We start from the raw sequence: 13,232 nt of genomic DNA, 5'->3' as shown, positions 1-13,232 counted from the left end.
CCTTATTTAAACCCGCTTGTGATTATGCAAGATACCGTACAAATAGCTTTTATTATGACTATTTGAAGCTTAAACAATGCTATCAAATTCAATAATCTAATTTAATAATTTTTTAGGATGGGAATAGAGTTGCTATTCCCATTTTTATTTCTTCATAATGGGTGAATAAAAGATATAGCTTGGCTGAGATTTCTAGCATGACACCTTTTTGGATTGCCTTGCAATTTTTAACTGTTTTACCGATTCAATTAAAAAATATGCCAACCGCAAAGCAAAATGCACAAGCCATTTTGATTTATCCATTCATTGGTCTATTGATTGGTTTAGTTTTATTTGCATGTTCAATATTGCTATTCAAACTGCCAACCTTATTGCTGGCAAGTATTATCCTCGTATTATGGATTTGGCTGACTGGTGGATTACATTTAGATGGATTAGCAGATACTGCAGATGCATGGGTCGGTGGTTTCGGCGATCCTGAACGTACACTTAAAATTATGAAAGATCCAGCATGCGGGCCTATCGGTGTTTTAAGTTTGATCATGCTTTGCTTGCTTAAATTTGTCGCTATTTATGTGTTATTAGAACAACAATTATCAGTATTTCTGATTGTAGTACCTGCAATTGGCAGAAGTTCAGCTTTATTTCTTTTTCTCACTACAAGCTATGTGCGGAAACAAGGTTTAGGACGTTCTATTGCTGATTTGATACCGAAGGTATGCTCGTGGACTGTATTTGTCATTACATTATCATTTCTTTGTGTGTTTGAGGGGGCTGGTATTTTCTGTTTAGCAATATTTTTACTGCTGCTGTTTTATCTACGTACGAAGTTCATTGAAAGAATTGGTGGGATTACTGGTGATACGATTGGTGCTTCGATTGAGTTATCAGAGTTATGTGTATTGATGAGTTTCTTGATAGCATTTTATTATCTGCCTTAGACTCAAGAAATTGAATCTCGATAGATATTGATCCTCTCATTGTTTGTGAGAGGATCAAAAAATATTATCTTTTTTTACGGTAGGTACAGAAGCCTAGTATCACCAAAACAGCAATCAATGCAGCGATCAGGCCCAATAAAATATCACGAACAATTTTATCAATCGGTAACCAACTCCACTTATGCAAATAAGTAAAACTTTTGCCTTCCAGCACATCCTGTGCAGTAACTTTTGCAGCAATAACACCACTACTTGGTTCTATATAGAGTCGCAATTGGTCCTTTAAATGAGTGTCAACTCTAACCACAGGAAGACGTTTATTAATAAAGCCATATTCTCCGCCAAAACTTGTGACCCAAGTACTTTGTCCGATTTTCTCGATCGGTAGATTGAGATAATCAGCAACAAAAAATCTACTTTGCTCAAGCACGTCAATGGGTTTGGCTTTTTCAGCATCAATCCATTGGATCGCAGGCGTCCGATTTTTACTGTGTCCATGATGATCATGTTCTTTAACTGCAGTCATACTGCCTTGAAGGTCCTTTTTACCGATGAGTTGAATCATCCACGCAGCTCGTGTTTGCTCGCGACTATATGAAATAGGTACGAGGTGTAATCGTTGTATCGACTGAGCTGTTGCTAGTTGCCACGACGTTTGATCTAAATCTTGTGTCTTGAAAATAGGCTGAATATTTTTGATCTCAGGCTTCTTTTGCCAAAGATGGTAAAAACCACTGACCACCCAAAGTAAAATAAAGACACTCAGACTGATGCCTAAATAGCGATGCAGGAATCGAGTTGGTTTTTTACGTAAACGATGGTTTTTTCGATTATGAATTTTGAAAAATAATCCAATTCCCATACATGTGATGACGAGTATGCCAATCAGAGCAAACTGCATCAAAAGTGTTTGACCAAACCATTGTTGATTGTTCCATGTCCATGTGTGACCCAAACGGAAAATCCGTGCCATCCACATCTTTTGATCATTTGAAATCGTAGCAAGCCGTGAATGGCTAGGATCTACATAAGCACGTAAACCTTGATCAAAATCGACACGCCAAATTGGCAATAAGCGATTTACACTCGGATAATCATCACTAAACTCTGTAACCAGTTGCGCGAAAACAATACGTTCCTCTGTAAGACCTGTATACCAAACAGCCAAGCGTTTAGCATATTGTAGCTCTACATTTTCAATACGATGACCCGAATGCACATCGTAGTATTCAGCCATATTTTGGTTTATGCCTAATACACGGTATGCCGTCTGATTGGCATTCACTTGAATCACTTGAAGAGCAGAAAATTGCTCAATCTGATTTTGCTCTAAGACCATTTTTGCTGGTAAAGCATTGTTTAAATCTAGTTGTTGTGGTGGAGGCATTCGTTTCAAAGGCTGCGGTTGTGTTGCACTCATAATTGGATGCAACACACCAGTTAAAGCCCAAAATAAAACCAAAATGCCCAACACCATCCCAAAGCTACGATGAAACTTGAGTAACTTTTTGAGTTGATTGGCATTCATGGCTTATTTTCCGAAATGATAACGCAAACCTAATAAATAAGTACGTGGTGCAGCAGGTGTAAAGCTGGCTTGATTATTACTAAATGAGGTGCTTTCTGCATAATGAACATTGGCTGCATTGATGATATGACCATAGATTTCATATGCATTACGGCGATAGGTTGCACGTAGATTTAATACCGTATGCCCATCATAGTTTTCGGTATTGGCATCATTGATCCAGTATGAGCCAACATAAACTCCTTCTGCCGATAACAGCAACTCAGGAATGGGTTTAATCTGATATTCAACAGTACCAAAAGCTTTTGGAGAGCTCGGCATACGATTGCCATTATAATTTAAGCTCGCAGATGGCTGGAATTGCTTATATTGATGTTTTGCCCAACTTCCCGATAATTTCAAGCGTTGATCGTATTGATCAGAAATATTCCAAGTTCCACCGATTTCAATCCCTTGATGACGTGTTTTTCCCGCATTACGTGGTTCACGGGTATTATCAGGTTTGGTATAGCTAATCACCTCATCCTCGCCATCTAAGCGATACAGGGTAATTTCACCATCTAAACGTTCATCAAAAAGTTTGAAGCGTATTCCAAGATCAATATTATTAAACGTTGCTTCTGTGAGATTGGGAGTTACTAAGTTTGCGCCATATAAACTACTGACTTCAGGAGGAACAAAACCTTGTGACCAGTTACTATAAATATCTAGTAAAGGATGAGCATTCCAAATGAAGCCCAGTTGTGGGCTGGCTTTATGGAAGCGGCGTGTTTCGTTAGGTGCACCCGTAATATTTGATGGAGTTAAATTATTCTGATAGTCATATTTAATCCAGTCGTAGCGAGCGCCAGCAACTAGATTTAAGTTATCGAATGTTTGCCAATTGAATTGGGTGTAAATGGCTTGATTGTCAACGTCTACATTGAAGTCACGTAGCAATTTTCTTGGTTGAAAACCCGTATAAATACGTGTTTCTGGATCACGAAATACCTCAATATCATTAGTTTTGGCTTTATTTGGCGTATGTTCTGCCATTGCCCCGATAATCCACTTCACTTGATCAAAGCTCGTAGAATGCTGCAAATTTAAACCATAAGACTTAAACTGATTATAGGTGGTTTGTCCTGTATAAGTTCCTGTAGGGACACCATTTCGCATATCTGTACGGATGCTATAACTTGGATTTTGCTCTGTGGTATTGTCTCGATAATATAAGGTTGCTTGAGTTTGATTGAGGTCATTCCATGCATGGCTAATCTGTGAAGACAGGCGAGTAGAGTCAACTTCACGATAGGTAAAGGTTTGGTAACTATAACCAGAGCGCTCGCTAAAGTCTTTACTATTCAGGCTGCCAGTCATGTCTGCTCTGAGATGGTTATAGCTCACAATATTTTTGACTTGGGTGGCATCAGAAATACGCCAGTCATGTCGAAGCGTGAGACTTTGCTTATTGCTTTCAGCGTGATCTTGCCAGCTATTACCACGATCACTTGCATATCCAGATAAACGTAGACCATGTTCACCAAATTCAGTTTCAAAAGTGTTTGATGCACCTAGATCCAGACGGCGATAACCTTCCGTACTTGAAAGTATACCGATCTCAGCAGTTGGCGTTTGACTTGGCGCTTTAGTTAAAAAGTTTATCGTACCGCCGATGGCATTACTTCCATATAAGCTACTCGCTGGACCACGTAAGATTTCAATTCGATCAATGCCTGCAAGATTAAGTTCATAAAGTGCATTGTGGTTAAATACGCCGACGGGACGAACTGAAATACCATCTTCAAGATATTGATAAACTGCTGCGGTCGTGATTGGCTGTCGGATCGACATCATATGTTGTTCATTGCCCAAGTCATTCATCAAAACGCCAGGGGTTTGATTGACCAATTGCCCGATAAAAGTGGCATTTTTGTCGGCCAAAGTCTGGTTATTAATTTGACTAATTGCAGCAGGGGTATTACGGATGGATTCCCCCTCACGACTTGCTGTGACCACAATAGTCGCTAAGGTTTTGGTGTCTTGAGCTGGATTTGCTTCGGCATTCGTCAATGAACTGTAAGTCACAGACAGGCACGCAGCCGTTAAGACGGACAAACGAAAAGAAGTTGTCATTTTGAAACTCTATAAAAGCAATAAACGAGCGATATCACAGTGATTCACTGGATACGAATGTAAAAGTTTGCGATTTATAGAGCGAAAGGTGGTGCTTGTTTAATCGGGAATATATAGAAAATACGTGGGATGTGCAGATCTTTTGTCCACGCATGGCATAGGCAGCGTACACGACTAAACCAAGCCAATAAGAAAATAAGTATCAAGCCAAGCAATGGAATAATTGCGGCTGCATCTAAGCCATAGGTGCACAGTGGACAATGTTTCATGATCTGGCTAGCCAGTGCATAAACTTGTTGTGCATATTCACTGAGTTGCGAACCATGTTGAGCATGCTCAAGGTGATGTTTATGTTGCTCCATCGTATGGTGATGATGTTCACTATGATGGTTGCTGTGCACTTGTGCTGATAGCAGCGTGGCTTTTTGAATCTCTGTGACTTGGCAATGCGATGGCATTGCATAAAGTGCGGGTACGACGCCAGTATGTACCATGGTTGGTAATAAGATATGCCAGAGTAAACAAAGCAGAGTTACCGCGCCGATCAAGGCACGCCACTTTTGCAAATGTTGACGAAAACTGGAGTTCATATCAACGAGACGTCGTAGGGGGAAATGTGGCAGCAGTATAAATAAAAAAATGTTACAGTTCAAAACATACTTGATTTATCAATAAAAAAAACAGGCCCATGAGAGCCTGTTTTACATCTATTTAAAGATTAACGATTTGGTAAAACATCTTTCAAGGCTTCGTGCATTTCTAATAATGCTTTTTCAGTGGTTTCCCAATCAATACAACCATCGGTTACAGATTTGCCGTATTCTAGGTCGCATAAATTTTCAGGAATATCCTGACGACCACCTTTTAAGTGACTTTCAACCATGATACCCACGATTGATTTATTGCCATCAAGAATTTGCTCTGTGATGTTTTTCAAAACCAATGGTTGTAGGTATGGGTCTTTGTTTGAGTTGGCATGACTGGTATCGATCATGATTTTGGTGCTGACTTTAGCTTTGGCTAAAGCTGCTTCCGCTTCTGCAACTGAGGTTGCATCATAGTTTGGTTTGCCATTACCACCACGTAAAACTACATGCGCGTATGGATTACCTTTGGTATTGATGATCGCTACCTGACCACTTTCGTTTAGACCCAAGAAGCTGTGCCCATGCTTTACGGATTGCATTGCATTGGTTGCAACTGTTAAGCCACCATCTGTACCGTTTTTAAAACCGACAGGTGAAGATAAACCTGAAGACATTTCACGATGTGTTTGACTTTCTGTAGTACGTGCACCAATCGCTGACCAAGAAATCAAGTCTTGATAGTATTGCGGTGAGTTAGGATCAAGTGCTTCAGTTGCACATGGTAAGCCTTTTTCATTCAATTCGAGCAGCAATCCACGACCAATATGTAGACCTTTTTCGATATTGAAAGAGTCATTCATATCAGGATCGTTAATTAAACCTTTCCAACCAACAGTCGTACGTGGTTTCTCAAAATACACACGCATGATGATGTAAAGTGTATCTTTTACTTTTTCGCTTAATACTTTTAAACGGTCAGCATACTCATGAGCAGCTTTAGGATCATGAATCGAACATGGTCCAATCACAACAAACAGGCGCTTGTCATTACCATCCAAAATATTACGAACGGTATTACGTCCTTTAAGTACAGTTTGAGAGGCGATTTCTGATAAAGGAAGATCGCGTTTGAGTTCTGCAGGCGTAATCAAAGTCTGAATGCTTTTAATGTTAACGTCGTCGATATCTGGCTGAGAAACTGGATTTGACTGTAGAGTATTCATTGCTGTCACAAATTCAATCGAAAGAAGAGGTTAATTTGTCTACGAATATAGCACGAAAAAGCGATTGATTAACTAGCGATTCAAACAAATTGTGTATAAACAATCGGCTATTTGGGGCTTAAACTATTGTCGTAGAATGAGTTGTGTGTTGATTCATGACCACTTGAGCTGTTTCAACAGGTTTCGGTTTTGCTTTCACAGGATTCACAATAAAGTTTAAACCGAGTGCGAAGAGAGTAATACCTAATATTTTTCTGATAAATCTTTCAGGCAATCGTGAGCTAATCAGTGTACCCACAACAATAGCAGGAATTGAGCCAACCAATAGCCACATCAGTAAGCTGAAATCAACATTGCCAGAAGACATGTGGCCTAGACCCGCAACAGCAGTTAATAAAACAGCATGCACGACATCCGAGCCAATAATGCGAATCATAGGTAAATTGGGGAACATGAGTACCAATGCCATGATACCAAAAGCACCTGCACCAACAGAGGAGAGGGTAACTAATACACCTAAAACAACCCCCATAATCAAAATATAGCGGCGTTTGTGTTGGAGAGCATGTTGTTCACTTTCCATATCGGCTTGTTCACGATTTCTAAAGCGATCAAAAAATTTCTCAATCTGGGCACGAAAGATAATTGAAATACCCGTCAAAGTCAGCATCACGCCTAATACCATCGTGAGTACCGATTTATAGTGGGTAGATTGACTCAGATGATGCTCAAGTACCCATGTTGTAGCGAAGGAAGCAGGGATGCTACCCAATGCAAGCCATATGACAATCGGCCAGACAATATTAAGTTTTTTTGCATGAACCAAAGAACCGCAAAATTTAGAGATCGAGGCATACAGCAGATCTGTACCAATCGCAATATGAGGTTCAATTTTGAATAAGCTAATCAAGATTGGAGTCATCAAAGAACCACCGCCGACACCTGTGATTCCTACGCAGAAACCAACCAATACGCCAGCTAAAATAAATTCAATGGGACCAAACATTGCTGATATGCCTAACTTATACAGAAAACAGCATATCTTATGCTTGTTTTGTATAAGGTGTTGTGATGAAAAATGATTTGCTTATACAAAAAAAAGATAAAGAAGCTATCCTAGACTCAGCCTTTTAATGATGGTTTGCTGACATCGTTGACCCATAAAATAAAAAAGAAGGTAATAGGCGTGGCGAAGATCCACCAACTAATAAAACCTATAGAGCGGCCATATTTCCAACATAACAAAGCACCAGCGATGAACAAACTAAAGAAAGCAATAAGTCTCAAGATCAATCTAAATTGTTTGATGCGATGCTGATATGGGGATTTATTGATTCGTTTATCACTACATTCATAGAGGATGAACATACCGATCAAGATGAGAAATAAACCCATAACAATCATATTGCCACCTTTGATTTAGCTAATTTTGTTTTGATCTTTTGTGTTGCTTTCATTTGAATAGGTTGGATATTGCGATATATAAATAAGGCGAACAATGCGCAAAAAATGAAAAATAGATCTATTCGTAAAAACAGCCAATAACTATTTAAATTTGAAACTAATTGATTATTACTTAGATAAATAAGGTTGTACATTGGCAAACTGATCGCGAGTAAGCCGAAAACAGCAATTTGAGATTTCCATAAATACTGTTTCTTTGTGAATAAAGCCACGATAAAGCTGAAGAGCCAAACGCTAAAAAACGTATAGATTTCATAATTTGGCGTGTTTTCTGAGATATGTACGAAACGATTTGCAAATAAATAGCTCAGCATAGCGATAGGTAAGCCGATAAAAGTTGCAATATTCAAGCGGTCAACTAAGTAGTAACCGAAATGGAACTGATTTGATTTATTTTGAATCTGACGTTTTAAGCTCCATAACAACAAACCTGAAGCAATCATTAAACAACCTAAGATTCCAGAAAGGAAAAAAGCCAGTCTAAGTATTGGTTGAGCGAAAGTCGCCATATGCAGGCTATAAACGCCAAAATTCAAAGTTGCAATAGGACTGTTATTTCTCGTATTCGTTAGAATTTTACCCGTATGGTTAAAACTGATTTGGGCTTGATCAAGCGTAATTGAGCGATCTTCAAGTTGCTTAAAGGTAATGATTGCTTGATCTGTATTGGGATTTTTTGCCTCAATGGTGGCTAGTGCTTGATCTCCCCATTGCTGGCGGACTTGTTTCAATAATTCAGCTACGGTTACCGCTTCTAATGGCTGAGGTGCTGCATTGGATTTCTGTCTTTCGGTAATGGTTCGAATTTCTGTAAAATATTGATAAGGATTATCTGGGTAGAGTTTTTTCATCCCTAAGGGTAGATACAGATAAAAGAATATCGCTAAACCTGTAAAGGTAATGGTCAGGAAAAAAGGTAGTGCTACAACAGAAGATACGTTATGGAAATCAAGCCATGAACGTTGTGACTTGAATGTTCTTAAAGTAAAAAAATCAGTAATTATTTTTTTGTGAGTAATAATCCCTGAAATTAAAACAATGAGCATTACAAAAGCCGCTAAACTTGCAATTAATCGCCCAATCAAAACAGGCATTCCATACAATTGATAATGGAAACGATAGAAAAACTCTCCGCCTTGCGTTGCTGAAAGCTGTAATTCTTGTCCTGTATTTGCATCTAAAGTACGACTTTCATAAGCACCGTCGGCTTTTTCCCAATAAATTTTATTTACGGGTTGTTCCTGATTGGCGACGCTGAAAAACCATGATTTCGCATCGGAAGCATTTTTTTCCAAATACTGCGTTGCAGTTTGAATAGCTGTGTCTTGATTAATTTGATATTCAGCCAGTTGTGGTTGCATCCACAGGTTTATATGGTGGCGATAGTAGGAACTCGTTCCCATTAAAAAAATGGCAAATAATAACCATCCGAAAATTAATCCAGTCCATGCGTGCAACCATGCCATTGATTGGCGAACACCTTTATTTCCCATTAACTTAGACCTACTGATAAGCCAAACAATACGGCCAATAAAATTGAGCTAATCAAAGTAAGTTTAATTAAAGAATTGGTACAGAAGCCGATGAGGACGAAACAAACATAAAATAGGATAGAGATAAACGCTGCCAAAAAGATAGATTCTGCTTTGGCGAATAATAAGGATGTAAATAATTCGGTAAGACTTAAACTCAGATACAGCGTACACAAATAGCCCAGTACAAATACCAAAGCGAAACGAGAGAAAATACTTATTCGATAGACGAATGAAAGGGAAGCTGACTTGGCCATAAGTATACTTGTAAAGCAAAAGGGAGAGATAAAGAATCACATGTGAAAATGATTCTTGTTTATATTAATGTTTCATGTATGCACACGCAATCTGTAATTCATCGCAATTCTAGATAATTTTTTTGCTATAAAATGGTTTATTAGATTGAGATCATTTTCACCAATCGTGAACAAATTACAGTATTTACAGTGATTCGATGTAAAATCATTCTGTTAGAATCTTTTAAACTTTTGAATGGGGCGCAGGTCTTGTTAAAGCAAAAACTAAAAATTGGCATCGTTGTCGGGGAAGTTTCAGGAGATACGCTAGGGGTAAAACTCATGCGGAGTTTTCGCGAACAAGGAATTGATGCTGAATTTGAGGGGATTGGCGGTCCACAAATGATCGCAGAGGGTTTTCATAGCTATTATCCTATGGAAATTTTATCTGTTATGGGGATTGTAGAAGTTTTAAAAGATCTGAAAAAGTTGTTTGCAGTACGCGATGGTTTGGTTGAACGTTGGACAGAGCATCCAGTTGATATTTTTATTGGTATTGACGCGCCTGATTTCAATTTGCGTTTATCGAAAACGATCAAGGAAAAAAATCTACCGATCAAAACAGTACAATACGTAAGCCCATCAGTATGGGCATGGCGTCAGGGTCGTGTTCATGGCATCAAACGTAGTATTGACCTTGTATTATGTCTATTTCCATTTGAAAAAACATTCTATGAAAATTATGAGGTTGCGGCTGCATTCGTTGGACATCCGCTCGCCAAGCAATTGCCATTAAAAAATCCAATTATTGAAGCAAAACATCAACTCGGCTTATCTGCGGATAAAATACATATTGCGTTATTACCTGGTAGTCGTCGTGGTGAAATTGAACGTTTACTACCTTTACTCACTGGTGCTGCCGAGATTTTACATCGTAAATATCCTGAGTTAGAGTTTCTGATTCCTGCCATTAATGAAGCACGTAAACATCAAATTGAACAGGGCATTTTAAATCTAGATATCACACTCAAGTCGAAAATTCATATCCTGGAAAACATTGATTCAGAATCAAAAATTGGCCGTATGGTGATGAGTGCCAGTGATATTGTGGCACTTGCATCGGGTACAGCAACGCTGGAAGCCATGCTATTACATCGACCGATGGTAACTTTTTATAAGTTGAATTGGTTAACGTATCTTATTGCAAAATTCTTGGTCAAAATTCCATATTATTCATTACCTAATATTATTGCAGGTAAGAAAGTAATCGAAGAACTTATTCAAGCCGACGCCACGCCACAAAATTTAGCTGCTGAAATTGAAAGATTGATGGATCATGAAACAGCGCACATTCAAATGATGCAACATTTGAGTATGCATAAACGATTGATTTCTGGAGATACTGAAGATCCAGTTCAAGCGATTTTGCATTGTCTGGAAACAGAGTCGAATTAAAAAAAGGTGGCTTATAAATGCCACCTTTTTACTTATGCACGTAGAATTAACTCATAACCTGTGTATTTACGAATATTGATGACACCAATGTCCAATAATAAATACTGACCTTTAATACCCTGTAATACACCACGGATTTTTGGGGTTTTATCTAAATTCAAGGATTTAATTTTTTCAGGATAATGTTCAACAGGGTAAATGAATTCATGTGGCAATTCATTGTCTAAGAACTCTAAACCCTCATCAAACTCAAGATTTTGACTGAACTCCTCACGAATGCTTTGAATTTTTGGAGCAAACTCCTCGATGATTTGATCACGTTGTTCAACCAAGTTCAGTGGTTCTGCTTCACCTTTAAGGAGTTTTCGCCAGTCAGTCTTGTCTGCAATCTGTGTCCCGAACATGGTTTCCAAATGCCCAGACAATCGACGTGAACCCACTTTCATGATCGGCAGTGCTTGAGTCGCACCTTGGTCTAACCATCGTGTGGGCATATTTACGATACGTGTAATTCCGATTTTGAGCGCACTTGAATTTGCTAAATACACGATATGAGGCTGGAAGCAGACCTGATGTGCAAAATCATCTTCACGGCAAGTACCGAGATGATAATGACAAGTTTCAGGTTTCATAATACATAAGTCACATTCAGCCTTGGTTTTAAAGCATTTGAAGCAGTGTCCTTGTGAATATGACTTTGGTGTTTTCGCACCACAAGATGTACAGAAAATATTTCCTGTCCATTCGATCTCTAATTCTTGACCTAGATTAAACGGTAGATCAGTTTCTGAACGATCTAATATAAATTTATATTCAACATTTGCCTTGCGCGTTGATTGATCAGTTACACTATGCGCTGTGAGTGCTGCATGCATTTTATGACAAATGCCTTGTAGTTCCATGAATAAACTCTCATCTTTCTCAATCAAGGGTTGCAGTTATGGCTGAACAAAATGTCATCACTTCTATGCTAGACGATTTATCTCAGGAACAGCCCATACATACTGCACTTTGTATCGGTCAACAGATTGACCAAAATGCTTCAATTCAATGGCATCATTTTAACGTAACTGACTTTTTAAATCTGCCTTTTACTCAGCGTTATGATTTAGGTTTTGTATTATTTGACACCGAAGAAATGCAAAATATTACAGAAACACAAAAAGCACAGTTATTGGTAAAGTTACGTGACCTTATGGCAAAACGAATTGTGGTCGTGAGTAAAATTGATGACGAAAAGTTATTACGTTCACTTGGTTTCACTCAATTAATTGATAAAACAACACATGAAAGCAATTTTGCTTTGTGGCAGTTTAATATTTTGACCTATAAGCATGTACCAGATTGGTTCAATTCCAAGTTTTGGGCAAACCCAGAAAACTGGGATAAATTCCGTTGGTAAATATCATGAACTGTTGAACTATTTGATCGCTATCATCTGATTGAGGGTGTGTTCAAGTTCTTGCAAAATTTAACAATTCAATTTTGTTCTATACTTTCAAAGCAGCGTATGCTTTTTGGATAAATATTCCAAAGGAACATACGCGTCATGACAGATTTAAGCAATATTGTTGAAATGTTAGCAAAACAAGCTTTAGGCGGTCAGCAACAATCGAGTAGTGGGCTAGGTGGTATTCTTGGTTCTGTATTAGGACAAATGGGTGGACAACCGGGCAACTCCAATCAACAAGGCGGTTTGGGCGGAATACTTGGTTCTGTGCTGGGTCAATTGAATGGTGGTAATCAACAAAGTAGCGCCAAAGGTGGAAATTCAGCCCAAACTTTGCTTATAGCCGTTTTGCCCCTAATTTTGGGGTGGATTCAAAAACAGGGTGGACTACAAGGTGCACTTGATAAACTTAAAAATGCAGGTTTGACAAACCAAGTGCAAAGCTGGGTCGATCCACAACAGCAAAATGTACAAGATATTCCCACACAAAACATCCAAAATTTGTTTGATGATCAAGATGTGGAACAGGTTGCACAACAAACGCAGGCACCTAAACAAGCGATTTATGGTGCGATTGCATCGGTATTACCTCAGGTGATTGATTCTTTAACACCACAAGGCAGCAATACCAATTCTCGGGAAGTAAATAATGATATTCAAAATGTTTTGAATCTAGTGAGTGGTTTTTTGAAGAAGTAAAT

General features: G+C 38.6%; 13 protein-coding genes. 4 read left to right on the top strand and 9 right to left on the bottom strand.

All coding sequences use genetic code 11. The features are described 5' to 3' along the window. The first annotated feature begins 197 nt into the window (after positions 1–197). A complete protein-coding gene (locus tag HMPREF0023_RS05710; protein ID WP_008941448.1) occupies positions 198–941 on the top strand; it encodes an adenosylcobinamide-GDP ribazoletransferase in 744 nt (247 codons plus the stop codon). Between the two features lie 64 nt (positions 942–1,005). Here HMPREF0023_RS05710 and HMPREF0023_RS05705 read toward each other — a convergent pair whose 3' ends face one another. The 8 genes from HMPREF0023_RS05705 to HMPREF0023_RS16860 all read right to left on the bottom strand — a co-directional run bounded on the left by HMPREF0023_RS05705 (position 1,006) and on the right by HMPREF0023_RS16860 (position 9,647). Further along, positions 1,006–2,469, bottom strand: coding sequence for a PepSY domain-containing protein (locus HMPREF0023_RS05705; protein ID WP_008941447.1), 1,464 nt, complete (start codon positions 2,467–2,469; stop codon positions 1,006–1,008). Between the two features lie 3 nt (positions 2,470–2,472). Then, on the bottom strand, positions 2,473–4,584 hold the full coding sequence (locus tag HMPREF0023_RS05700) for a TonB-dependent receptor (protein ID WP_017396037.1): 2,112 nt from the start codon (positions 4,582–4,584) through the stop codon (positions 2,473–2,475). 74 nt (positions 4,585–4,658) lie between these two features. Beyond that, positions 4,659–5,174: a hypothetical protein gene (locus tag HMPREF0023_RS05695; RefSeq protein WP_005080818.1), complete on the bottom strand. Its 516-nt coding sequence runs from the start codon at positions 5,172–5,174 to the stop codon at positions 4,659–4,661. 128 nt (positions 5,175–5,302) lie between these two features. Then, positions 5,303–6,394, bottom strand: a complete 1,092-nt coding sequence (locus tag HMPREF0023_RS05690) for a 3-deoxy-7-phosphoheptulonate synthase (RefSeq protein ID WP_004639065.1) — start codon at positions 6,392–6,394, stop codon at positions 5,303–5,305. A gap of 118 nt (positions 6,395–6,512) precedes the next feature. Next, positions 6,513–7,400 (bottom strand): sulfite exporter TauE/SafE family protein, encoded by an 888-nt coding sequence (locus tag HMPREF0023_RS05685; RefSeq protein WP_004639066.1) that lies wholly within the window; start codon positions 7,398–7,400, stop codon positions 6,513–6,515. Positions 7,401–7,516: 116 nt separating this feature from the next. Then, entirely contained in the window at positions 7,517–7,798 is a 282-nt protein-coding gene (locus HMPREF0023_RS05680; RefSeq protein WP_008941445.1) for a hypothetical protein, read from the bottom strand. Beyond that, on the bottom strand, positions 7,795–9,351 hold the full coding sequence (locus tag HMPREF0023_RS05675) for a PepSY-associated TM helix domain-containing protein (RefSeq protein ID WP_008941444.1): 1,557 nt from the start codon (positions 9,349–9,351) through the stop codon (positions 7,795–7,797). The genes HMPREF0023_RS05680 and HMPREF0023_RS05675 overlap by 4 nt, the downstream gene beginning before the upstream one ends. Next, positions 9,351–9,647, bottom strand: coding sequence for a hypothetical protein (locus HMPREF0023_RS16860; protein WP_075315568.1), 297 nt, complete (start codon positions 9,645–9,647; stop codon positions 9,351–9,353). Before HMPREF0023_RS16860 ends, HMPREF0023_RS05675 begins: the two co-directional genes overlap by 1 nt. Before the next feature lie 249 nt (positions 9,648–9,896). On the opposite strand from HMPREF0023_RS16860, the gene lpxB reads away from it, so the two are divergent. Beyond that, entirely contained in the window at positions 9,897–11,081 is a 1,185-nt protein-coding gene (gene lpxB / locus HMPREF0023_RS05670) for a lipid-A-disaccharide synthase (RefSeq protein WP_017396754.1), read from the top strand. Between the two features lie 32 nt (positions 11,082–11,113). Here the strand turns inward: lpxB and HMPREF0023_RS05665 are convergent, their stop codons facing one another. Beyond that, on the bottom strand, positions 11,114–11,983 hold the full coding sequence (locus tag HMPREF0023_RS05665; protein ID WP_004639079.1) for a DUF2797 domain-containing protein: 870 nt from the start codon (positions 11,981–11,983) through the stop codon (positions 11,114–11,116). Between the two features lie 38 nt (positions 11,984–12,021). Here HMPREF0023_RS05665 and HMPREF0023_RS05660 point away from each other — a divergent pair, with 38 nt between their 5' ends. Further along, entirely contained in the window at positions 12,022–12,483 is a 462-nt protein-coding gene (locus tag HMPREF0023_RS05660; protein ID WP_008941443.1) for a DUF6231 family protein, read from the top strand. Between the two features lie 147 nt (positions 12,484–12,630). Further along, positions 12,631–13,230 (top strand): YidB family protein, encoded by a 600-nt coding sequence (locus HMPREF0023_RS05655; RefSeq protein ID WP_008941442.1) that lies wholly within the window; start codon positions 12,631–12,633, stop codon positions 13,228–13,230. Positions 13,231–13,232: the final 2 nt, after the last annotated feature.

This window comes from Acinetobacter sp. ATCC 27244 (assembly GCF_000156555.1).
GTDB lineage: Bacteria > Pseudomonadota > Gammaproteobacteria > Pseudomonadales > Moraxellaceae > Acinetobacter > Acinetobacter haemolyticus.
The sequence above is the reverse complement of the archived record's forward strand: the minus strand, read 5'-3'. Positions and strand labels throughout refer to the sequence as shown.